The sequence below is a fragment of the Streptomyces sp. NPDC044044 genome, assembly GCF_056434405.1.
Window position 1 is genome coordinate 25,130 of sequence record NZ_JBWKFG010000002.1, and the last position, 22,728, is coordinate 47,857.

Genomic DNA, 22,728 nt, shown 5'->3' on the forward strand with positions numbered 1-22,728 from the left:
CCTGCTCGTACGGGGTGACGGTGATGGCGGGTTACGCGACGTGCGGCGGGGTCAGGAGAAGTCGGCCACGTTCTTCTTCGTGACCACCTTCACCGGGACCTTCACCATCGAATCGACGTCCTTGCCGCGCACCGCCTTCACCGCGTTCTGCACGGCGATCCTGCCCAGCTCCTTCGGCTGCTGCGCCACGGACGCGTACAGCGTGCCCGCCTCGACCGCCTTGAGGCCGTCGGGAGTTCCGTCGAAGCCGACCACCGAGACCGACTTGCCCGCCTTGCCGCCGAGCGCCTTGGCGGCGCCGAGGGCCATCTCGTCGTTCTCGGCGAAGACGCCGTCGATGCCGGGGTTGGACTGGATCAGGTTCGTCATGACGTCCAGGCCCTTGGTGCGGTCGAAGTCCGCGGGCTGGGAGGCGACGACCTTGATGCCGGGGTACTCCTTGATGCCCTCGGCGAAGCCCTTTCCGCGCTCGCGGCTCGCCGACGTGCCCGCGACGCCCTGCAGGGTGACGATCCTGCCCTTGCCGCCCAGCTTCTGAGCGAGGGTCTTCGCGGCCAGCTTGCCGCCCGCGACGTTGTCGGAGGCGACGAGCGTCGCCGCCTTCGCCTTGTTCACGCCGCGGTCGGCGGCGATCACGGGGATGTCGGCCTTGTTGGCGCCGCGCACGGCCGGGCCCACCGCGTCCGAGTCGACCGGGTTGACGATGATCGACTTCATGCCTTCGCCGGTGAAGTTCTGCAGCTGGTTGGTCTGCTGCGACGCGTCGTTCTGCGCGTCCGTGACCGTGAGGTCGATGCCGGCCTTCTTGGCCTCCGCCTGCGCGCCCTCCTTCATCTGGACGAAGAAGGGGTTGTTGAGGGTGGAGAGCGACATGCCGATCTTCGTCGACGTACCGGAGGAGCCGTTGTTGAAGAAGGAGACGGCGCCGACCACGGCCGCCACGAGCACGGCGGCGATCCCGAGCTTCAGGACCTGCGGCCCCTTCTTGCCGCCCCCGGCCGCGGCGCCGGTCGAGGCGCCCGGAGTCGCGCCCGCCTTGCGGCGCAGGGTGTCGAGGAGCACGGCGAGCGCGATGACGACACCGATCACGACCTGCTGCCAGAAGGCCGACACGGAAAGGAGGTTGAGGCCGTTGCGCAGGACCGCGAGGATCAGCGCGCCGATCAGGGTGCCCGACGCCTTGCCGACACCGCCCGCCAGGCTCGCGCCGCCGATGACGACCGCGGCGATCGCGTCCAGCTCGTAACCCTGCGCGGCCTGAGGCTGCGCGGAGACCAGACGGGACGCGAGGACGATGCCCGCGACGGCGGCGAAGAGGCCGGAGAGGCCGTAGATGACGAGCTTCTGCCGCTTGACGCGCAGGCCGGAGAGGCGGGCCGCCTCTTCGTTGCCGCCGATCGCGTACATGGAGCGGCCGATGTACGTACGGGCCAGGATGACGGCCGTGATCAGACCCATCGCGATCATCACGATGACGGGGACCGGCAGCCAGCCGCCGATCGTGTCACCGAGGTTGGAGACCGAGTCGGGGAACGGGATCGGGCTGCCCTGCGAGATGACCAGGGACAGGCCGCGGGCCACCGAGAGCATCGCGAGCGTCGCGATGAACGGCGGGAGTTTGCCGTACGAGACGAGCAGGCCGTTGACGAATCCGCACGCGATGCCGGTGCCGACGGCGAGGACGATCGCGAGCCAGACCGGCAACCCCTGTGAAGTCGCCGTCCAGGCAAGGACGGTGGCCGACAGCGCGGCCACCGAACCGACCGACAGGTCGATGCCCGCCGAGACGATGACGAAGGTGACGCCGAACGCCAGGATCGCCGTGACGGCGGCCTGCACGCCCACATTGAGCAGGTTCTGGGTGGTGAGGAAGTCGCCGGAGAGCAGCGACATCGCCACCAGGAGGACGACCAGGGCGCTCAGCGCGCCATTGTCGAGCAGGACGCGGCGCAGACCGGTGGCGCCACCCGCGTTGCTCTTCAGCGTTTCAGTGGCCACGGGAGGCCTCCCCTTCGGTTGTTCCGTTCTCGACTGCTGCCTGAACTGCCGTACTGCTGACGGCGAGTGCCATCACCGCGTCCTGTGTCGCGTCGTCCGCCGCGAGTTCGCCCGCGATGCGGCCCTGCGCCATGACGAGCACGCGGTCGCTCATGCCGAGGACCTCGGGCAGATCGCTGGAGATCATCAGGACCGCGTGGCCCGAGGCCGTCAGTTCGTTGATGAGCTGGTAGATCTCGACCTTCGCGCCCACGTCGATGCCGCGTGTCGGCTCGTCGAGGATCAGGACCTTCGTGTCGGCGAGCAGCCACTTGCCGATGACGACCTTCTGCTGGTTGCCGCCGGACAGGGTGCGCACGTGCTGGCCGATCCCGGCCATCCGCACGCCCAGCTGCTCGGCGATCCTTGCGGCCGCGACGCGCTGACCCTTGAGGTCCACGAGCCCGGAGCGGGTCGCCGAACGCAGCGTCACCAGACCGAGGTTCTCCTGCACGGAGGCGTCGAGCAGGAGCCCCTGGCCCTTGCGGTCCTCCGGTACGAGGCCGATGCCCGCGCCCATCGCGGCGATCACGTCATGCCGGGGCAGCCGCTCACCGCGTACGTCGACGGAGCCGGCGTCGTACGGATCGGCGCCGAAGACGGCGCGCGCCACCTCGGTCCGTCCCGCGCCGACGAGCCCCGCGAGGCCGACGACCTCACCGGCCCGCACCTCGAAGCTGACGTCACGGAAGACGCCCTCACGGGTCAGGCCCTGCACGGTGAGCAACGCGCCCCCGGTGTCCGGGCGTTCGCGCGGGTACTGCTGCTCGATGCTCCGGCCCACCATCAGGCGGACGAGTTCGTCCTCCGGGGTCGACGCGGGCACCTGGTCGACGCTGCGGCCGTCGCGCAGGACGGTGACGCGGTCGCCGAGTGCGGCGATCTCCTCCAGGTGGTGGGTGATGAAGACGACACCGACGCCGTCGGCGCGCAACTGCCGCACGATCGCGAAGAGTTTGTCGACCTCCTCGCTCGTCAGGACGGCCGTTGGCTCGTCCATGATCAGGACGCGGGCCTCCAGGCTGAGCGCCTTGGCGATCTCCACCATCTGGAGCCGGGCGATGCCCAGTTCGCGCACCTTGGCGCGCGGCGACACCTGGACGCCGACCCGCTTCAGGAGCTTCTCGGCGGCCTCCTCCATCGCCTTCCGGTCGATCATCCCGAAGCGGCGCGGCTGGCGGCCCAGGAAGATGTTCTCGGCGACGGTGAGGTCGGGTACGAGGTTGAACTCCTGGTAGATCGTGGCGATGCCGAGCCGTTCGGCGTCCTGCGCCCCGTGGATGCGGGCTTCCTTGCCGTCCACGAGGATGCGGCCGCTGTCGGGGCGGTAGGCGCCGGAGAGCATCTTGATGAGCGTGCTCTTGCCCGCGCCGTTCTCGCCGAGCAGGACGTGCACCTCGCCACGGCGGAGGTCGAAGTCCACGGAGTCGAGCGCGACGACACCGGGGAAGGTCTTGCGAATGCCTTCGATCCGCAGCAGTTCGGCCGCGTCGTGCTCTGTGGCGCGCGGCAACTCGTCCTGGTTGCTCACGTGGTGCTCCTCTGGTCGGTGGGGGACTCGCCGCAGGAGCGGCGTACGACGAGACGTGCGGGCAGGGTGACGGACCGGGGGCGTCTGCCCTCGATCCGGTCGACCAGGGCCTGCACGGCGGCCCGGCCCAGGTCACCGGTCGGCTGCGCGATGGCGGTGATCGGCGGATCGGTGTGCACGAACCACGGGATGTCGTCGAAGGCGGCGAGCCCGATGTCGTGCGGGACGCGCAGGCCGCGCGCGCGGATCGCGTCGAGCGCGCCGAGCGCCATCAGGTTGTCCGCGGCGAAGATGACGTGGGGCGGCTCGGGCAGTGAAAGGAACCGCTCGGTGGCCCGGCGCCCGCTGTCGGCCTGGAAGTCGCCCTGCCCGATGTGGTCGTCGGGCAGCGGGAGCCCGTACGCGCCGAGCGCCTCGCGGAAGGCCTCGACGCGCTCGCTGCCCGTGGTGGTGGCGGCGGGCCCGGCGATGATCGCGAGCCTGCGGTGGCCGATGCCGTGCAGGTGGGCGACCAGGTCACGGACGGCCGCGCGGCCGTCGGCACGGACGACGGGGACGTCCACGCCCGGGATCCAGCGGTCCACGAAGACCATCGGGGTGCTGGAGCGCGCGGTGTCGAGCATCAGCGGGGAGCCGCCGTCGGTGGGGGAGACCAGGAGCCCGTCGATCCGGCGGTCGAGGAGCGTGCGCACGTGGTGGTCCTGGAGCTCGGGCCGCTCGTCGGCGTTGCCGATGATCACGCTGTAGCCGAGTACGCGGGCCGCCTCCTCGACGGAGCGGGCGAGGGCCGTGAAGTACGGGTTCAGCACGTCGCTGATGACCAGGCCGAGCGTGCGGGTCTGGGCGGTGCGCAGCGAGCGGGCGACGGCGTTCGGACGGTAGCCGAGGCGCTCCGTCGCGGCGAGGACGCGGGCCCGTGCGGCCGGGCTGACCGAGGGGTGATCGTTCAGGACGCGCGAGACCGTGGCGACGGATACGCCTGCCTCGGCTGCGACGTCCTTGATGCTCGCCATCGCCGGTCCACCTCCTTGTGGAATCGATTACACGGAGGATTGGAATCGATTACACGGGTGGGTGGCAAGACCCTGGAGGGGCAGTGAGACCGGATTGTGATCCGGGGTGCTCAGGTGAGCGGAGTGGTCACCTCCGGCGGCGGGGCGTCACCGGATCACGCGAAGGGCACCGTCAGCCACGGGCTGTCCGGATCCGAGACCAGCTCGCGATGGGCCTGGAGCACCGTCGTGTACCAGTCGCCGAACTGCTCCTCGTCGAAGTGGAGGCAGCGGCCCAGGACGTAGCCCGCGGAGAACTCCTCCCACGACGTGTACGCCGACCGTGCCTCGCCGCTCACGCGCTCGATCGCCGTCTCCAGCTCCGCGTGGGAGGCGTACCGCGCGCCCCGGCCCCAGCGGGCCATCTTCGACGCGCGGCCGATGTCCCAGGCCGCGACCGTGCGGACGTGGCCGTCGGGCGGCAGGAGGCCGTCGGCGCGGAACCGGGACTCGTAACGGATGATCTTCCCGACGAGACCGCGCAGGGCCGCGACGAAGTCGTCCAGGTCGGGGTCGTCGCCCGGCTTGTGCGGCGATTCGGGCCCGCCGCTCTCGGCCATGCGGTTACGGATCGTCACCTCCACGCACTGGCGCCACAGCTCGGGATCGACGCGCGGGCCGAACTGCTCGATCAGCGACGTGCGGGCGCCGAGCACGAAGTCCCAGTACCACGGGCTGACTTCACGGCTCAGGAGCCGCTCCTGCGTACCGAGCCAGTCCTCGCGGCTGTGCACGCCCCACCACTCCGCCAGGCGCTCGACCTCGGAGTTGTGGCCCGCGCCGTGCCAGTCGAGGGTGTTCCAGGCGTCGCCGTTGGCGAAGCAGAGATGGGCGCCGCAGGCCAGGCCGTGCAGGAGGACCGGCGACTCGGGGGCGCCGGTGCGGCGGGTGTCGATGCGGTCGTGCAGGCGGCCGTCGACGTAGTGGTCCGCGTGCAGGTCCGCCCAGACGTCCCGCTCCTCCTCCGTCGTCAGGTAGAACTGCTGGCAGGGTGTGGCCGCGTTGACCACCAAGATGTCGATGTCGTCCGGCAGTTCGGCGGCGAGCGTGCCGAGCGTGACGAACTCGTACACCACCTCGGGGTGCGGACGGGGGAGCAGCCCGACGGTGTACATCTGCGCGATGCGGCGGCCGTCGGGGAGGTCGACGGTGAGGACCGGGCGGTCGGTCGCGCCCGGCTCGATGTCGGCCACCGACACCGGGCGGTACAGGCCGGTGATGGCTATCGCCCGCAGATACGTGTACCCGTCGTCGGCCTCGCACAGTTCGTACAGGTGCTCCTCGAGGTCGGCGGGCGCCTGCCAGGGAGTGCCGTCGTCGGGGGCGTCGACGTTCGGGAAGACGTCGTCGTGGTACTCGTCCTCGGCTGCGGGGGCGGCTGCGCCGTGCATGCGGGGTCTCCGTCGTGGGTGGCGCGCGCGGGTGCGCGCGGAGGGCATCGGGGCGGATCTTGAACCGTATCCGATGGCTCCGCGGGGCTACTTGCGCGCCTGCGGCTGCAGCCGCACCGGCACCGACTTCAGGCCGTTGATGAAGTTGGAGACCAGGCGCCGCGGAGGGCCCGCCAGTTGGGGAGGCGTGGGCTGTGCGGCGCTGAACTCCTCGTACAGAACACCGAGTTGGAGACGGGCGAAGTGCGCGCCCAGGCAGACGTGCGGGCCGTCGCCGAAGGAGACATGGGGATTCGGGGAGCGGGACAGGTCCAGGCGGTGGGGGTCCGTGAAGACGCGTTCGTCGTGGTTGGCGGAGGCGTGGAGGACGACCACCTTGTCCCCTGCGCTGATGGCCCGGCCCGCCAGGGTGGTGTCCTGGGCGGCCGTGCGGCGGAACGTGAGGACGGGCGGGTGATGGCGCAGGAGTTCGTCCACGGTCGTGGCGACCGGGACGTCGCCCGCGTGGAAGCGGCGGTACGCCTCCGGGTGCTCGGCGAACGCGAGCAGGCCGCCGGGTGCCGCGCTACGCACGGTGTCGTTGCCCGCGACGGTGAGCAGGAAGAAGAACATCTCCAGCTCGGGGTCCGTCAGTTCGGGGTCCGTCGCGAGGGTGGTCATGATGTCGTCGGCGGGCCGGCGGCGCTTGTGCGCCGCCAGGTCGTGGGCGTAGGCGAACATGTCGCGCAGCATCGAGGGCGAGCGCGGATCGACCGGCCTGCCGTCAGGGCCACGGACCGACTCACCCGCCTCGTCGGGGTCCTGGTAGCCGATGACGCGCTGCGTCCAGTGCAGGAGCAGGCCGCGGTCGCTCTCGGGGACGCCGAGGAGATCGGCGAGATTGAGCAGTGCGTAGTCGTCGGTGACGGCGGTGACGAGATCGCAGGCGCCGTCGGCGTCGCGGGCCCGGTCCGCCGCCGTGGCGAGCAGGGTGCGGGCCCGGTCGCGGGCCAGGGACGCGAAGCGTTCCACGCGCCTCGGCGTGAAGGCGCGGCTGACCAGGCGCCGCAGCCTGCCGTGGTCGGGGCGGTCCTGGTTGAGCATCATGCGGCGGATGAACGGCAGGTCGTCCGGGTCGGGATCGCGGATCTGCGTGGCGCCCAGGTGCGAGGAGTACGTGGTGGAGTCCCTCAGGACACGGACGACGTCCGCGTGCCGTGTGACCGCCCAGAAGCCCGGTCCTGACGGCCAGTCGAGCACCTGTGGCTCCTCCTGCCAGGCGACGGGGTGCAGGTCTCGGAGCAGGCGGTAGCGGTCGTGCGGGACCCCGGCCGCGTACTGCCGCGGGTCGAACACGTCGGGGACCGCTGCGGTTTCACTGCCCCGGGACGAGGTGACCGGCCCGCTCCTTCCCTCCGGCGGCCGGCTCACGAGACACCTCCGGGTACATGCCCGCGTTCCTGCCCGCATTCCTGCCCGCATTCCTGCCCACGTTCCTGCCCACGTTCATGAGGCATGCCCGCCTTCATGACGCGCCGCTGTCCCCGCCGTCCGCCCGCAGGAAGTCCTCCACCGCGCGGATGAGGGCGAGCGGCGTCTCGTCCATCGCGTAGTGGCCCGACTCGGCGAGTTCGGTGAGTTCGGCGCGTGCGTACCAGCGCAGCCACGTCCGGCGCATCAGATCCGCCCCGAGCGCGGGGTCGAGTGCCCCGACCACCGCGAGCGCGGGCACGGTCGAGCCCTCGATCCGGTCGTGGAAGTCCTCGCGCGCCCAGGAGTCGAGCCAGCCGCGGAAGGCCTTGGCGTCGCTGACGGCCAGGGAGCGCGCCACCATGCGGTCGAGCCAGGCCCCGGGCCGTACCCCGCCGGTGGTGATGTCGATGATCGCGCGGCGGTTCTCCGGCAGCCGGTCCGCCTCGGAGAACAGCTCCCACTGCTCGGGCGGCAGGTCGAGGCCGGACGCGGGCACGGGGGAGACACCGACCAGCCTGCGGATCCGGTGCGGGGCGATCGCGAGGACCCGCTGGGCGACGCTCGCGCCCATCGAGTGGCCGATCAGCGAGAACCGGTCCCAGCCGAGGCGATCGGCCAGGGCGACGACATCGGCGGCGCCCTCGGAGGCCGTGTACGCGCCGCTCGCGTCCTTGGCCTCCCCGTACCCGCGCAGGTCGGGCACCGCGTACTGGAACGAGGCGAGGTCGAGGTCCGCGAGCACCGGCGCGTACGCCGAGCGGTCGGCAAGCCAGCCGTGCACGGCGATCACCTTGTGCGGGCCGTCGCCCAGCAGGACATGGGGAAGCGCGAAGGAGGCCACGTCGACTCCGATCAGGGTCAGCGTCAGGAGACGGGCCGTTCGGTGGCGGCCCGCGCACCACCGTGGCCCCAACGCCCCCGTACCGCAAGAGCGCACGGCGTCGGCCGGCGTCAACCGCGTGCGGGGCGCGGGGGAGCCGGGTGAATCCCCGTGAAGAGGGGAAACTTGGCGGACGGCCTGCGATCGGGGCATGCGGTTGGTCAGAATGTGGCATGGCCATCCGCCGACTCAGCTACCGGCTCGACGAGGAGCCGGACACCGGAGCCGTCCGTCTGATCCCCGCACCGGCGGGACCGCAGGATCAGGAGAAGGAACAGACGCTCGAATCACCGGAGTTGACGGCGCTCGTGCAGGCCGTCGGACACCGTCAAGGTCTCAGCCGCAGCAGACTTCCGGACGGCGCGGGACTCCTGTGCCACACCGTCGCCGGGCCACCCGGAAGCGAGCCCGCCGAGCGCCGCGTCGAGGTGGCGTACGCGGACGGCACCGGTGAACTGCCCCTGTCCCTGACCCTGGGTGATGTCGCCCCTGAAGGGCTGATCGTCTTCGCCCGCGCGCACGCTCCCCGCGTCGAACCCTTCCTCGCCGACGTACGCCGTCTGTTCGACGAGCGGGCCGGGCGGCAGATCGTCGTCGCCGAGTCCGCCCCGGAGACCGTGGCCTGCTGGGTCGCCCTCGCCTGTGCCTCGCTGCCCGACGCGTACGCCGCATCGCTCACGTTCAGCACGCGGACCGCGCAGCCGCGCAGAGCGCCGCAGCAGATCCTCGGCATCGGGCCCGACGCGGACTTCGACCGGTTCGACGGGCCCACGCTCGATCACTTCTACCGCGTGCACGACGGGCTCGGCGGCCAGGGGAGCACCCCGATTCCCGACCCATGGGCCGAGGTGACCGCCCGGCAGTGGATCGAGGGGACACCGCCCGAGCCGCCGAGCGACGGCGACGACCCGTTCGCGCTCACCCGTCCGACCCTCGACATGCGGCAGTTGGCGGCCCTGTCGGACGACACCCGCCGGGACGTCGTGCGCGCCCATGCCCGGTCCGTGGCGAAGGAGGGCGCGGGCAGTCCCCTCGTCGACGAGCTGTACGGACTCTGCCGTGCGCTCGGGGCCGACGACCCCGAGGCGGCCGAACCGCTGGCCCTCGCCCTGGTCCGGCACTACGTGGCGGTGGCCGAGCAGCAGGGCACGCTGCCCGACCTCGCCGCGTGCGAGCGGCTCCCGCTGGGCGCCGACGCCTGGCAGCGGCTGCGCGGGGACTTCGGCAGCCGCGCGGACGACGTCCTGCGGCGCAGCCTCCATGAGCCCATCGGCGCCTGGACCGAACCGCTGCGGCTGGTGCTCGCCCTGGGCGCGGAACCCGGGCGTGGCCTGGGCAAGGCGACGGAACGGCTCGCCAACGCGCTGCTCAACCCCGGGCGGCGCGCCTGCGCGGAGTCCGTCGAGGTCCTGGAGGCTCTGGGCCACACGGGGCTGAACCGGCAGGTCCTGAGCCTGCTCGGCGGGGGACTCACCGAGGGCAAGCTGGGCAAGCTCCGTGACTTCGCCAACTCGCCCCAGGGGGAGTGGCTCCGGCGGCGCGTCGAGGCAGGCGAGGCGCCGCTCGTGCTCCGGCTCGCCGAAGCCGGTGCCCGCTTCCAGCGGCAGCCGCACTGTCTGCGGGGTGCCCGGCTCTTCGCCGCGCTCGCGGAGCTGGTGCCGGGCCGCGAGGCGGCCGATCCCGTGACGCTGCAGCGGCTGTGGCGGATCGTGTGGGGCGGCAAGCAGCCCGACCTCACCGACCTGGCGGAGCTCGCCCGCACCTGCTCGACGCGGCTGCTCGTCGACGCGGGATTCGCGGTCCCGCTCGCCGTTCTGCTCAGATCGCCGGAGCGGGTCGACCGCGAGCTCGTCGAGTTCGCCCGGGAGCTGCGGGCGACGGGGCAGCTGACCACGCTCCAGCGCGTCACGGCCGACCTGCTCATGACCTCGTACGAGTTCGCCGAGGGGCACCTGCCCCTGCGCGCCGCCGTCGAGCGCCTGCGCGTCCAGTCCGGGAAGGCCTCCCCGCTCGGTGCCGTCCTGCGGGAGGGGACCGGTGCCTGGGTGGGCCGGGGGTTCGCCCTGGCGGCCCCCGTCGAGTTGTGCCACCGTCCGACCCTGGACTTCCTGATGACCACGGGTGACGACGTCCTGCGGCCCTACCGCGAGATCTTCCTGGACGAAGGCGCACGCGAGGGGAGGATCCGCGAACTGCCGTCCCGCCCCGCCGACATCGCCGCGCTCCACTACATCTGGAGCCCCCGCCACGGGCACCCGATCACGGAGGCGTGGCAGCGGGTCGCCGACGAGCTGCTCACCCGTGTCCTCGCCCCCGTGGTGCCGCACCTGGACACCTGGACGCTCGGCGAGGTCGCCACGGAGATCGCCCGGCAGCCGCGCGGGGGGCAGAGGGTCCAGGAATGGAACGCCTGGCGCAGCCGGCTCGCCGGGGCGCAGGGGCCCCGGCCACCAAGACCGGGCTCCGCTCCTGGCCACGGCCCTGACCACGGCCCTGGCCCCGGCCCTGAGCGCTGCCGTTGACCCGGCGGCCCGGACCGCACGCCTGGGCCACCGCCCCGCCGAGCCATCGACCTCCCGATCCACCGATCTCCCGCCCCACTGATCTCCTGAGCCACCGATCTTCCCGATCCACCGATCTTCCCGATCCACAGACGCGCGAGAGGACCAGCGTGAGGAACACCAGCGACACCAGCGGAACCAGCGTGACCGTCGAGACCCATGCTGCCGCCGACAACTTCCCCGGCGGCAGCATGGCGAACCGCCCAGTCCACTTCATCTGGATGCTCGACTGCTCGGGCTCCATGGGCGTGAACGGCAAGATCGGCGAACTGAACTTCGCCATCCGCGAGGCCATTCCCGAGATGCAGCAGGCCGCCGAGTCCAACCCGGCCGCATCCCTGCTCGTACGTGCCATCTCCTTTGCCAGCGGCGCCAGTTGGCACGTCAGTGAGCCCACTCCGGTGGACCGCTTCGCCTGGGAGGACGTGCACACGTACGGCGGCACCGACATGGGCGCGGCGTTCAAGCTCGCCGCGGGTGCGCTGCAGACGCCGCCGATGCCGCAGCGCGCGCTGCCCCCGGTGCTCGCTCTCGCCTCCGACGGGCAGCCCACCGACGACTGGCGCGCGGGCCTGCGCGAGATCGACGCGACGCCGTGGGGCAAGCGTGCCGTGCGGGTCGCCGTGGCCATCGGGGACGACGCGGACAAGAGCATGCTCAAGGAGTTCCTCGCCAACCCGGAGCTCGAGCCCCTGCAGGCCAAGAACCCCCGCCAGCTCGCCGCGGCCATCCGCTGGATGTCGACGGCCGTCGTGAAGGACGCGTCGACGCCGAAGGTCGAGGACGCCAGGCCCGCGTCCCCGCTCGGACCCGCGCCGCTGACCAAGGACGACGAAGACGACATCTGGTGAGCGGGCCATCGACACCGGCACGGACACAGGCCACGACCGGCGGCCTGGCCATCCTCGGCGCCACCGTCAAGGGAGTCGGCAAGAAGTACAGCCAGGACAGCTGCGGCACCCTCTCCGTGGCCCAGGGGCGCGCCGCGGTGCTCACGGTGGCCGACGGGCACGGTTCCGCCGCGCACTTCCGCAGCGACCTCGGCTCCTGGTGGGCCGTCGAGGAGTTCACCGCGTGCGCGGAGGGCTTCGCGCGGGAAGTGGTGCGCGTCGGCGACGACGCGACGGGCTGGGCCGGTCTGCGCGCCGAGGCGCGCAGCCTGCCGCAGCAGGTGGCGCACCGCTGGCGCGAGCGCGCGCTGCTGCACGACTGGAACTCCCCGGCGCACGGTGGCCTCCGGCTGCCGGGCTCGGCCGGCGGTGCGCCCGACCTCGCCGTGTACGGCAGCACCCTCATCGGTGCCGTCATCACCGAACGCATGCTCTTCTGCTGGCAGTTGGGCGACGGTGACATCGTCCTCGTCGACGCGGACGGCACCCCGCGCACACCGCTGTCGACGGGGCCCGACATGGGCGACGAGACGGACTCGCTGTGCGAGCCGGAGCCATGGCGCAAGATGCGGTCGCACTGGCAGCCCTTCACCACGGGCCCGCCGCCGGCCGTGCTCATCTCCACCGACGGGCTCTCCAAGAGCTTCGCCGACCACCAGGGGTTCCTGGACTTCGCCACCGGCGTCACCGAGCGCGCCGCGGGTCAGGGTGTACCCGCGGTGCAGGCACAGCTCGCGGACTGGCTGGAGCGCGCCGCCAAGTACTCCGGTGACGACACGACGTTCGTGGGCGCTCTCGCGGCCACGGCACCCGCTGGGCCCGAGAGCTCAGCCGATCGCACAGCCCATCGCTCAGGCGATCGCTCAGCCCATCGCACAGCCGAACAGGAAGCCGAGAAAGGAACCGCATGGTGAACGGCATGCTCGCCGCCGGAAAGACCCTGGTGGCCGAGTCGGGGGAGAAGGTCACGGTCGCCGAGCTCTTCGGCTCCGGCGGCCAGGGCGAGGTCTACCGCGTGACGACGCCGCAGGGCGATCGCGCGCTGAAGTGGTACTACCCGCAGCTGGCCGACGCCCGCCAGCGCCAGATCCTCGAAGGGCTCATCGCCCGGGGCTGGAGCGACGACCGCTTCCTGTGGCCCACCGCCATAGTCCTCGACCCGGAGGGCCCCAAGAGCGGTGCGCCGGGCTTCGGCTATCTGATGGACGTACGCCCCGGACGCTTCCAGGACCTGCCCGCGCTGTTCCGCCGCGACCCCTCGGTGTCCGCCGCGACGATGCGCACGCTGGTCACCGTGGCACTGCACACCGTCGAGGCGTACCGGTCGCTGCACTCAAGGGGCATCGCCTACCGCGACATCAACTGGGGCAACATCTTCTTCGATCCGCGCACCGGGGACGTCCTGGTGTGCGACAACGACAACGCGGTGGTGGAGGGCGAGTCCGCCGCCGTCGCCGGGACCATGGACTTCATGGCGCCCGAGCTGGTCCGCCGGGACAAGGGGGCCCAGCCCGGCACGCAGACCGACCTGCACTCGCTCGCGGTGCTGCTCTTCCTGCTCCTCATGAACGACCACCCGTTCAACGGCGCGCAGGCCCTGCAGATCCGCTGCATGGACGAGGCGGCCAAGCGGCGTCTGTACGGCACCGACCCGGTGTTCATCTACGACCCGTCCGACGCCCGCAACCGCCCCGTGCCCGGCGAGCAGCCGACCGTGGTGGCCACCTGGGGCGCGCTGCCGCCGATCCTGCGCGACCTGTTCGTCCGTACCTTCACGGAGGGGGTACGGACCCCGGTCAAGCGGGTGCGCGAGTCACAGTGGTGCGACGCCCTGAGCCAGGTCCTCGACGCGATCACCCAGTGCGGTTCCTGCGGCAAACAGAACCTCACGCAGCCGGACGGCGCCGCCCCCGAATGCTGGAAATGCGGCCGTACGCTGGTGCTTCCGCCGCGGCTCGAACTGGTCACCGGCACCGGGACGTCACGCACCCGGCGCGGCATCAGGCTCGCCCCGAGCGCGCGGGTCTACGCCCATCACCTGGTCGAGTACCCCGACCGGCACGACTTCCGGGCCGTCGTCGGCGAGGTGACCGAACACCCCCAGAACCGGGGCAGGTTCGGGCTCACCAACCACACCAAGGACGTGTGGACCGCGCGGAAGGACGACGGGACCGTGCGGGACGTGGAGCCGGGGCGCACGATCGCGCTGCGGGCGGGTCTGCTCCTGGAATTCGGGGGTGGGGCGGAGGCGGAGGTGCGGGACTAGAACGGTGGGGCGGAGGTGCGGGGCTCGAAGGGTGCGGCGGAGGCGCGGGACTAGAAGGGGGCGGGCGTCCGCTTCGAGCGCCACCGCTGCCACCACGTCCGCCACCAGGGGGAGGCCACCGGCGGGACCGCCGGGGCCGGTGGCGGCTCGGCGGGCAGCACGGCCCGCGCCGACGGCACCCCGATGGCCACGGCATCCGGCCGCGGCAACGCGGTCACGGTGAACCGGCACTCCGCCGGGGAGACCTGGAGCGCCACGGCCTGGCCGGAGACATGCTGGCTGCGCGCCACGCGCCGCTCACCGCCCCGCGCGCCGTCCTCCCAGGAGATGAGCGTGAGCACGGCGGGCTCGGGCCACGCGAACCGCAGCTCCGCGCGGTCGGCGGCCACCCGGCGCACCTCCAGGTCCCGTACCTCCCCCTGGTGTTCGACGACTACGTTCGGCCCCGAGACGGCGCGGTCGCCGAGCACGCTCACGGCCGTCATCCGCAGCCGCTCACGGGGCGGCGGCAGCACGTCGACGGAGGTCGGCGGCGCGCCGTCGGGCGGTGCCAGCCTGCCGACGTGCTCGGACACGTCCGCGCCCGGCGGCACAGGGTGCGCGAACCACGGCACCAAGTGGCCCTCACCGCGCGACGGCGGCCGCCACGCGACGCGGACACGGCCGTCGTCGAGGCGCCGCACACTGAGCTCCTCCACCGGCGATGGCCAGCGGTCGACGCGGGCGGTGATGGTGCGCCCCGGTGACTGGACCAGGCGACCGGCGGGCCCCGAGTAGCAGCACTGGACCTCGTAGACGTACAGGCCGACGGCGAGCGGCGCGTCCAGGAGCTGGTCGTGCTCGCAGAACACCCGCTGCCCGGGGCCGTCCTCGCCGTCGGCCGTGCGCACGACACGGATCTCAAGGACCGAGGGGTCGGGCCGCCACCGCAGCCGCACGCCGTCCGGCACCGCTTCGGCGCGCAGCTCCGAGACGTCCGGGGTGAGCAGCACCTGCCGGGTGACGCGCGGCACCCCTGCGATGCGGTCGCCGCGCACCGGGAACACGGCGTAGCGCAGCGGGCGTCCGGTGGGGGCATCGAGGTCGACGGCCGTGCGGGCGGCGCTGCCCGCCGACACCTCGACGGCGAGCTCGGGCGCGCCTTCGAGGTAGCGCAGCACGCGGTACGACACCGTGTCCCGGCCATGGCTCGGGGCGTGCCAGGACAGCCGTACGGTCCGGTCCTCGACGACGGCCGTCACCTCCGACTCCTCGGTGGCGCGGGGGTCGTCGGCCAGGAGCGCGGCCACGCGCAGGAGGCCCGCCTGCGCGTCCACGTCGTCGCGGGCCTGCCGCAGCGCGCCGAGCCAGGCGGCCGCCGCGGCACGGAGGTCGCCCCGTTCCGTCAACTGCTCTGCCCTGAGCGTCAGTTGACGTACAGCGGCGGACCGGGCGTGGAGCGTGCCGAGCACCGTGGCAAGTACGTGATCCGTGGGCGCCGGGGGGATCAGCCGCGCGAGCTGTTCGGCCTCGCGCAGCCGCGTGCCCGGCCAGATGTCGTGGAGGGTCTCGGCGGCGTGCCGTGCGGCACCGGCCGCGGGGAAGCGGACGGCGGTGATGGCGGCCACGAGCAGGTCGGCCTCGCTGCGGTGGACACCGAGGGCCACGGCGTGCGCGGCGGAAGGCGGCGTGTAGACGGCCTTGGCCCCGCGCCCGTCCTTGGACCCGCGCCCGTCCTTGGCCCCCCGCTCCGCGGCGCCGTCGCTGAGGCGGCAGCACAGTTCCCACAGCACGATGCGGCGCAGGCCCATCGGGTCTTCGAGCAGGACGGATTCCAGGACGGTCAGGACGGCGGCCGCGTCCATGGCGCGCGGATGGCTGGAGGCGGTCCACCGGGCGCCGCAGTCCTGGACGTACGCCCGGTCGGCCCGCTGCCACAGGCCGCCGCGGGCGGGTAGCCACAGGCCGTCCAGGATGCGGAACCCGTCGTCGGCCGCCGCCTTCGGCAGGGTCCCGAACAGGGCCTGCGTCGACTGCGGGGGCGCGGGAGCACGGAGGGCGTCGGCCGCATGACGGAAGCTCAGTTTCTGCAGGACGTCGCGCAGCGCCTGATAGCCGCTCATCGCCGGGGTGGCGGGCAGCACGGGCAGGGGCAGGCCAGCCGCGTCGTCCGGCGGGCGCTCGCCCGGGTGCCAGTCCGTCATGGCTCAGCCGCCCGGCGTCGTGTAGAAGTACACCCGGACCTTCGCCGTCGACGCGGGGTCGCCCAGGTTGTGGAAGTCGTCCGTCGCCGTCTTCTTGGTGAACATGCCCGGACGGCCCTTGCCGAGCAGCGAGTTGACGCGGTGCGCGTACGTCTCGCCGTTGCCGGAACCGCCGAACGTCAGCACCAGCGCCGCCTCCCGGCCCGCCCACTTCCCGGTGTTCTTGTGGATCTGCCGGGTGAGATCACCCTTGTCCGCGCCCTTGACCCGGAACTCCTCCGGTTTCAGCTCCACCGAGCGCGGGCCCGTGGGGGGCTTGGACTGCGGTGGCTTCGATGGCCCCTTGGACGCTTTGGGGCGGTCGGCCAGGGGGTCGGGGCGGTCGGCCATCGACACCAGGGCAAGGACGAGGAGCAGATCGGCGAAGAGCCACCCCGCGAGGACCACCACGCTGATCCGCCCCCGGCGCCGCGGTCGGCTCACGCGTCGCTCCCGCCGGGCGGCTGGTTCCGGGGTTGCGGCGGCGCGTCGACGGGGCCCGCCGGAGAGGGGATGTGACGCCCGCGGCCGGGCAGCACACGGGTCGCTTCGCTCCGGAGATCGTCGTCGGGGCCGTCGGGGCCGTCGGGGCCGTCGGGGTCATTGGTGTGATTGGCGTGATTGGCGTGATCGGTGTTGTGGGGGCCGGCGGCGGTCGGCCCGTCGCCGTCGCCGTGCCCATTGGGCGGGTAGCCGTGGCCGACCGCCGGATCGCCGTTCGAGCCGCCCCACGCATGTCCGTTGCCGTCGGCTCCGGCCGACGCGGGCACGGTCCGTGTCCCGAGCAGGGCCGATGCGGGCAGGGTGGCCGAGCCCGGCAGGCCCGGCGCCCCCACCAGCGCCCCGATCCGTGCGTCGAGCCGCGCCGCCGCGTCCTGCCAGTGCGCCGCCGCCGCGTCCCACCGCTCCGTCGCCTCACGCATGCCCTCCACCGCGTCGCCCGTGCGCCCCGTGCTGGCGACCAGCGCCTGGGATGCCCGGTCGGTGGCCGCCGCCACCGACTCCGACTTCGTGACGAGCGACTGCTGGGCCGCGATCAGGGACTTCAGGGAGGTCTCGACCGTGTCGCCCGCCGCCTTGACGCGGTCGGCGATCCCGCGCGCCGCGTCCGCGCCGGCCACGCTCGCCTTGTCCGCCGCCGTCCTGCCGTCGCGCAAGGTCTGCTCGATGCGGGACGCCGCGACGCCCAGCTTCGGCACTTCGATGGTGAGCGCGTCCGCCGCGGCCTTCAGCGCGTCGATGGACCTGCTCACCGCCGTCGTCGTGCCGGTGAGCGCCTTGTGGCTGGTCTCCGCCTTCGACGCGAGCTGCCGCATCTGGGTGGCCGCCTTGGTCAGCTCGGAGGTGAACTGCTGGGGCGACGCGCTGCGGTGCGGGGCGAGCACCATCTGCGTACGCGTGAGGACGGACGCCAGCTCGGCGAGCAGGCGCTCCCGTTCGCTCTGCTGCTCCGTCTCCTCGCGCTCCGTGCGCGCCCGCACCCTCGCGTGCCACACCGAGAGCAGGACGAGGAGGGCGATCAGGAGCACCGCCATCAGGGCGACGTTCTCGAAGCGGCCGAGGGCCGACAGATGCCCGCCGAAGCCGGACTGCCACAGCTGGAGGAAGGGCCGCGTCGACTCCTTGGGGTCCTCCTTGCTCAGCTCCCCGTACGCCCGCACCGCCTCCCGCAGCCCGAACCACGTCACCAGGAGCGGGATGAAGACGAGGATCCCCAGCGCGGCCTCCAGGCGGCCGTCGTGCCGCCCCGCCTGCCCGAGGGGCGCAGTGACCACGCTCTCGGGGCGTACGTAGGCGTCCACGAGGTCCACCTCGGCCCACCGGTCGAGCTGGTGGGCCGGTTTCAAGTCCTGTGCCAGTACCGACAGTTCGGCCGAGCGGGGCGCGAGTGATGGATGGGCTGCCAGACGCTGCAACTCGTCGACGAGTTTCTGCTTGTCCAGCAGTTCTGCGGGCGTCAAACGCTTCCCCCTGTTCTCGGGCCTCGCCGGCTCCTTCCGTCGCGGTTCAACCGCCGCAACAGGGCCTCGGCATCGGCGTGTTCAGGATCCCATGTGAGGCACTTCCCCAGGGCCTCAATCGCCTCATCGCGCCCCCCGAGACGCTGCACCTCGACCGCGTGCCGGTAGGTGCGCTCGGCGAGGAGCCCGCGCACGCGCTCGCTGGTCGGGTCATGGCTGTACGCACACCGCAGCCACCGCTCGGCGTCGGGGAAATGGCCGGGCGCGGAGTCGGCCATCGCGGCCGCGCAGTGCACGTCGATCATCGCGTCGAGCACGTCGGCCCCCGCGGCCTTGGTGGCCGCCCCGAGCCACGCCGCGTGCGAGGCCTGCACGGCATCGTCGTACCGCCCGAGTTCCAACAAGCTCTCCGCGCGGGCGAGTTGCCGCAGCGCGATCCGGTCGGCGGGAGGCGGTGTGTCGGGCTCGGCGGCCACCGGCGGCGGATCCGGCAGCGCTCTCGGCGCCGCTTCCTGTGCGCGTGGTGCCTGCGGTGTGTGCGGTGCCTGTGGCGCCTGCCCTGCCTGCGCCGCCTTCGACGTGAGCGTGTCGAGCAGCGCCCCCGCCTCCGCGACGATCCCCCGCAGCAGCGCCACCGCCTCATCCGTGCGCCCCTGCCCCGCGAGCACCCGCGCCCGCTCCACGTCCCGGCCGGGCGGCGCGCCCCGCACCGGCTCCGTGCCCCCGCTCCCGCCCCCGACCAGCGTGGCCGTCAGGGCAGGCGGGTCCGAGAGCGTGTCGTCGGCGGGGTCGGCGGGCTGCAGCGGGCCCTCCTCAAGGGCGGCGGACCCGGCGGCCGCACCGCCCGCGAGCCGCACCGCGTGCTTCAGCGCCCCCAGGGCAAGCAGCTCGGGCGGTGCCTGCACCCGGTGGCCGCCGAGCTCGGCCACCCCCGAACTCACCTGTTCCATCAGGGTGTTGCCGCCAGTGAGGAGCAGCGTGTCGACGTCCGCCGGCGTCATTCCCGACTGGTCGAGGAGCGAGCGTGCGCGGTCCACCGTGCGCCGCACGTGCAGGGCGAGGAAGGCGTCCAGATGGGGCCGGGTGATCCGCACCTCCAGCGGCGGCCCCGTGCCCACGTCCAGGGACAACTCGGCGGCCCCCGCGCTGCCCGGTGTGCTCAGCGCCTCCCGCGCCTCCTGCGCCCGCGCCCGCAGCGCGAGCCACACCTCCGGTGCCACCCCCGACACCGCCCCGGGCCCCCGGTGTCTGCGCAGCAGCCGTACGGCCGACGAGAGCACCTCCCCGTCGAACGCGCGACCGCCCGAGGTGACCGCACCCTCGTGGCCGAGCGCGCGGTAGTGCCCGCGCACGCCGCGGACCAGGCCGATCTCGAAGCCCTCGTACCCCATCCCGTACACGAGGAAGGTGCCGCTCTCGCGCTCCGACGCGTGCCCGACGACCGCGGCCATCGCGTCGCTGATCAGCCGCGTGGGCGCGAGCCCCGCGTCCCGCGCCGCGTCCCGCAGTGCCGAACGCTGCGCCGACTGGTAGGCCGCGGGCACGCTGATCACGGTCTGCGCGACCGTCCCCGACGTCTGTGCCTCGACACGCTCCCGCAGCACCCGCAGCATCCGGACCACCAGGTGTTCGGGTGGGAGCGACGCCCCCCGCACCCGGACGGGCCGCCCGCTGCCGAGCCGGCTCTTGACGCCGGGGAAGGCGACGGGCAGCACGCCCGCAGGGGCGGGTTCGCACAGCGGCCACGGCCAGTCGCCCGCCGCGTGGTCGAGCCGACGCGCGGCCTCTCCGGGCAGCGCGAACAGCGCGCGCACGCCCGTGCTGCCGAAGTCGAGCCCGAGGCACACAGGGGTGCGCCCCACCGCCGCGGTCATCCCTCGACCGTGTCTTCCCCGACCTGGAGGATGCCGCCGTAGTCGGGCCGGTCGGGCAGCGACTGCACCCGGCGCTCCGACTGGGCCACCGCCACCAGACTGCGGAGGTTGCGGGCCTGCTGCGCCGTCTGCACCCGGTTGCCTTGCCGGTGGGCCTGCTTGACGAAGTCGACCGCTTCGTTGATCTGCCGCACCGTGTCCGGCGGCGCGCCCTCCGACGCCAGCTCGGCCTGCCGGAACTGGCTGGCAAGACCGCACTGGTGGAACACGTCGTCGAGCAGCAGCTCGGTGAGCCGCTTGTACTCGCCGCTGTCGCCCATCGCCGCCGCCCGCTGGGCCTGCTCGATGTCGCGGCGCACCTTCATCGCCTGCACCGGCTCGATGTACGTGCCGTACCGCTTCAGGAAGTGGTCAGCCTCCCGCTCGGCGTACCCCAGCTCCTCGCGCAGCACATGGCTGTCGACCTCCGCACCCGTCTCCGGCGGCGGGGTCCTCGGCCGTTCGCGGTTCGGGGTCGCCTCGAGCGTCATGTCCGTGCCGCGCACACTGATGCGTACGGTGATGATGCGGTCGGCGGAGTAGTTGAACGACACGTCCACGTGCCGGTTGACCTCGATCTCCTGCGGCAGGTCGAACTCGACGACACCTTGCTCGTGGTTCTCGCTCGCCACCTGGCTGTCGCCCTCGTAGACCGGGACGCGGATGCGGCGGCTGTCGGTCGCGTGGAAGGTGCGCTGCCGTGGCTCGGGCAGCGGGTAGGGCGAACCGGCCGGGATGATCTCGACGAACACGTCCCGCTGGGAGCCCTTGACCGCGGCGATCCCCATCGCCATGGGCGTCGACTCGTAGAGACCCGTGGAGCCGACGGGCCGGGCGTTGACCAGGCTCTCCGCGCAGTCCTCACAGGTCTGCGCCGAGTCGTCGTTGACCTTCGCGCACTGCGGGTCGGGGCACTCCACGCCGTCCAGGGTCTCGGCGAGCACCCCCGCCCCGAACGCCACGCACTCCATGGGGTTGATGTTCCTGCGGACCTTGTCCTTGCCGAAGTACGCCTCGACCGCTTCGTAGACGGGCCGCGTGAGCGTGCCGCCGCCCACCAGGAGGACGTCGGAGATGTCCGTGGGCGTCAGTTCGTAGCGGCCGAGGGTCTCCGTCACCAGGCCCATCGTCCGGGACACGAGGGGTGCGATCATCGCGTTGAACTCGCCCTGGGAGAGCGTCATCTCGACGTCGACGAGGACGCCCTTCCGGCTGCGGTGGGCCGCCGGGATCACGATGTACGTCTCGTCGAGGTCGTTCAGCTCCCGCTTGGCGCGCTCGGCCGCCTTCTTCGCCTGGAAGAGGAACGCCTTGTCGCCCGACGGGTCGACCTGGTGCTCGTCCTTCATCCACTGGATGATCCGCTCGACGATGGCGAGATCGAAGTCGTCGCCGCCGAGCCAGATGTCGCCGGCCGAACGCAGCACCTGGAACTGGCTGTTGCCCTCCCGGTCCTTGACCGCGTTCAGGACCGAGATGTCGAAGGTGCCGCCGCCCAGGTCGTAGACCAGGACGCGGCTGCGCTCGCCGCCCGGCTTGTGCAGGCCGAAGGCGACCGCGGCCGCCGTCGGCTCGTCCACGATCTTCTTCACCACCAGGCCCGCACGCTCGGCCGCCTCACGGGTCGCGGCCCGCTGGGCGTCGCGGAAGTACGCGGGCACGGTGATCACGGCGTGCGTCACCTGCTCGCCCAGGGTCCGCGTCGCGTCCTGGACGAGCTTCTCCAGGATCATCCGCGAGACGTCGGCGGGCGTCAGCGTCTTCTCGCCGAGCACCACGTGCGCGCGCGGGTCGTCGTCGGGGCCCGCGACGATCTCGTAGCTCAGCCTGTCGCGCGCCTCGGCCACCGAGGTGTCCGCGAAGTCCCGTCCCATCAGGCGCTTCACGGACACCACGGTGTCCTTGGGCTGCCTGATCGCCCAGTTCAGCGCGTCCTCGCCGACCAGCGGCTGGTGCGGGCGGTCCTGCCGGGCCAGGCCCACCACGGACGGGGTGAGCCGCTCGCCCTTGCTGTTGGTGAGCACCGCGATGTCCGCGCGGTGCGGGTCGTGGGCCGCCACCGCGCTGTTCGTGGTGCCGAGATCGATGCCGATGGCCTTCATGAACGCTCCGTTCCCTGCTCGGCGCCGCCGGTCACGGCGACAACTACCCGGGCGGCGCGCAGGACGTGCCCCCGGTATCGGTATCCGCGCTGCAGAATCTCCAGGACTTCGTCGTCGGCAGCTCCGGGTACGGTGCGGACCTCGGCGACGTGGTGGGTAGCCGGGTCGGCACGCTCGCCGACCCGGCCCACGGGCTCGACTCCCTGTCCCGTCATGGCCGTCTCCAGCTGCCGGGCGATCAGTTCCAGACTTCTGCGGTACGCCCGCGGGTCGACGTCAGCCCCTTCGGCGAGCAGCCGGTCGAAGGAGTCCAGCGTGTCGGCGAGCACGAGGAGCAGCTGTTCGGTCAGCGCCCGGTGGGCGGCGTCCCGCGCGGTGAGGGCCAGGGAGTTCTCGTAGGCGAGGCGCGCGGCGGTGGCCGTCGTCGCGGGGCGCGGGTGCGGGTGCGGGTCCTGCGTGCTCATCGAAGG

The 22,728-nt window shown here is 72.6% G+C and carries 16 protein-coding genes; 4 read left to right on the plus strand and 12 right to left on the minus strand.

What is annotated here, in order from left to right:
- Positions 1-51: 51 nt before the first annotated feature.
- The 6 genes from AC07AG_RS05940 to AC07AG_RS05965 all read right to left on the minus strand — a co-directional run bounded on the left by AC07AG_RS05940 (position 52) and on the right by AC07AG_RS05965 (position 8,304).
- Positions 52-1,998: an ABC transporter permease/substrate-binding protein gene (locus AC07AG_RS05940; RefSeq protein WP_478752299.1), complete on the minus strand. Its 1,947-nt coding sequence runs from the start codon at positions 1,996-1,998 to the stop codon at positions 52-54.
- Positions 1,988-3,568, minus strand: a complete 1,581-nt coding sequence (locus AC07AG_RS05945) for a sugar ABC transporter ATP-binding protein (protein WP_478752301.1) — start codon at positions 3,566-3,568, stop codon at positions 1,988-1,990. The genes AC07AG_RS05940 and AC07AG_RS05945 overlap by 11 nt, the downstream gene beginning before the upstream one ends.
- Positions 3,565-4,581, minus strand: a complete 1,017-nt coding sequence (locus tag AC07AG_RS05950) for a LacI family DNA-binding transcriptional regulator (RefSeq protein WP_478752303.1) — start codon at positions 4,579-4,581, stop codon at positions 3,565-3,567. The genes AC07AG_RS05945 and AC07AG_RS05950 overlap by 4 nt, the downstream gene beginning before the upstream one ends.
- Before the next feature lie 155 nt (positions 4,582-4,736).
- Complete coding sequence (locus AC07AG_RS05955) at positions 4,737-6,011, minus strand: DUF1266 domain-containing protein (protein WP_478752305.1); 1,275 nt, start codon at positions 6,009-6,011, stop codon at positions 4,737-4,739.
- An 87-nt stretch (positions 6,012-6,098) separates the two neighbouring features.
- Complete coding sequence (locus AC07AG_RS05960) at positions 6,099-7,346, minus strand: cytochrome P450 (RefSeq protein WP_478753893.1); 1,248 nt, start codon at positions 7,344-7,346, stop codon at positions 6,099-6,101.
- Positions 7,347-7,515: 169 nt separating this feature from the next.
- Positions 7,516-8,304, minus strand: coding sequence for an alpha/beta fold hydrolase (locus AC07AG_RS05965; protein WP_478752307.1), 789 nt, complete (start codon positions 8,302-8,304; stop codon positions 7,516-7,518).
- Between the two features lie 212 nt (positions 8,305-8,516).
- Between AC07AG_RS05965 and AC07AG_RS05970 the strand changes: the two genes are divergently transcribed.
- The 4 genes from AC07AG_RS05970 (at position 8,517) to AC07AG_RS05985 (ending at position 14,060) form a co-directional block, all read left to right on the plus strand.
- On the plus strand, positions 8,517-10,865 hold the full coding sequence (locus tag AC07AG_RS05970) for a GTPase-associated protein 1-related protein (protein WP_478752309.1): 2,349 nt from the start codon (positions 8,517-8,519) through the stop codon (positions 10,863-10,865).
- Between the two features lie 230 nt (positions 10,866-11,095).
- A complete protein-coding gene (locus AC07AG_RS05975; RefSeq protein WP_249592785.1) occupies positions 11,096-11,755 on the plus strand; it encodes a vWA domain-containing protein in 660 nt (219 codons plus the stop codon).
- Positions 11,752-12,708: a PP2C family serine/threonine-protein phosphatase gene (locus AC07AG_RS05980; RefSeq protein ID WP_478752311.1), complete on the plus strand. Its 957-nt coding sequence runs from the start codon at positions 11,752-11,754 to the stop codon at positions 12,706-12,708. Before AC07AG_RS05975 ends, AC07AG_RS05980 begins: the two co-directional genes overlap by 4 nt.
- Positions 12,702-14,060, plus strand: coding sequence for a protein kinase domain-containing protein (locus AC07AG_RS05985; RefSeq protein WP_478752313.1), 1,359 nt, complete (start codon positions 12,702-12,704; stop codon positions 14,058-14,060). The genes AC07AG_RS05980 and AC07AG_RS05985 overlap by 7 nt, the downstream gene beginning before the upstream one ends.
- A 50-nt stretch (positions 14,061-14,110) precedes the next feature.
- Here AC07AG_RS05985 and AC07AG_RS05990 read toward each other — a convergent pair whose 3' ends face one another.
- Genes AC07AG_RS05990 through AC07AG_RS06015 form a run of 6 tightly spaced genes read right to left on the minus strand, consistent with a single transcriptional unit; the run spans position 14,111 to position 22,722 of the window.
- Positions 14,111-16,243, minus strand: a complete 2,133-nt coding sequence (locus AC07AG_RS05990; protein ID WP_478752315.1) for a hypothetical protein — start codon at positions 16,241-16,243, stop codon at positions 14,111-14,113.
- A gap of 3 nt (positions 16,244-16,246) precedes the next feature.
- Complete coding sequence (locus tag AC07AG_RS05995) at positions 16,247-16,726, minus strand: hypothetical protein (protein ID WP_478752317.1); 480 nt, start codon at positions 16,724-16,726, stop codon at positions 16,247-16,249.
- Positions 16,723-18,243, minus strand: coding sequence for a hypothetical protein (locus AC07AG_RS06000; RefSeq protein ID WP_478752319.1), 1,521 nt, complete (start codon positions 18,241-18,243; stop codon positions 16,723-16,725). The genes AC07AG_RS05995 and AC07AG_RS06000 overlap by 4 nt, the downstream gene beginning before the upstream one ends.
- Positions 18,240-20,117: an Hsp70 family protein gene (locus tag AC07AG_RS06005; RefSeq protein ID WP_478752321.1), complete on the minus strand. Its 1,878-nt coding sequence runs from the start codon at positions 20,115-20,117 to the stop codon at positions 18,240-18,242. Before AC07AG_RS06005 ends, AC07AG_RS06000 begins: the two co-directional genes overlap by 4 nt.
- A complete protein-coding gene (locus AC07AG_RS06010) occupies positions 20,114-22,258 on the minus strand; it encodes an Hsp70 family protein (RefSeq protein ID WP_478752323.1) in 2,145 nt (714 codons plus the stop codon). Before AC07AG_RS06010 ends, AC07AG_RS06005 begins: the two co-directional genes overlap by 4 nt.
- Complete coding sequence (locus AC07AG_RS06015) at positions 22,255-22,722, minus strand: nucleotide exchange factor GrpE (RefSeq protein ID WP_478752325.1); 468 nt, start codon at positions 22,720-22,722, stop codon at positions 22,255-22,257. Before AC07AG_RS06015 ends, AC07AG_RS06010 begins: the two co-directional genes overlap by 4 nt.
- Between the last annotated feature and the right edge of the window lie 6 nt (positions 22,723-22,728).

What these genes read in the sequence shown, in the direction of transcription:
- AC07AG_RS05950 (WP_478752303.1), bottom strand. Translation starts at nt 4,581, where the DNA reads ATGGCGAGCATCAAGGACGTCGCAGCCGAGGCAGGCGTATCCGTCGCC.
- AC07AG_RS05955 (WP_478752305.1), bottom strand. Translation starts at nt 6,011, where the DNA reads ATGCACGGCGCAGCCGCCCCCGCAGCCGAGGACGAGTACCACGACGAC.
- AC07AG_RS05970 (WP_478752309.1), top strand. Translation starts at nt 8,517, where the DNA reads ATGGCCATCCGCCGACTCAGCTACCGGCTCGACGAGGAGCCGGACACC.
- AC07AG_RS05975 (WP_249592785.1), top strand. Translation starts at nt 11,096, where the DNA reads ATGGCGAACCGCCCAGTCCACTTCATCTGGATGCTCGACTGCTCGGGC.
- AC07AG_RS05985 (WP_478752313.1), top strand. Translation starts at nt 12,702, where the DNA reads ATGGTGAACGGCATGCTCGCCGCCGGAAAGACCCTGGTGGCCGAGTCG.
- AC07AG_RS05990 (WP_478752315.1), bottom strand. Translation starts at nt 16,243, where the DNA reads ATGACGGACTGGCACCCGGGCGAGCGCCCGCCGGACGACGCGGCTGGC.
- AC07AG_RS06005 (WP_478752321.1), bottom strand. Translation starts at nt 20,117, where the DNA reads ATGACCGCGGCGGTGGGGCGCACCCCTGTGTGCCTCGGGCTCGACTTC.
- AC07AG_RS06010 (WP_478752323.1), bottom strand. Translation starts at nt 22,258, where the DNA reads ATGAAGGCCATCGGCATCGATCTCGGCACCACGAACAGCGCGGTGGCG.
- AC07AG_RS06015 (WP_478752325.1), bottom strand. Translation starts at nt 22,722, where the DNA reads ATGAGCACGCAGGACCCGCACCCGCACCCGCGCCCCGCGACGACGGCC.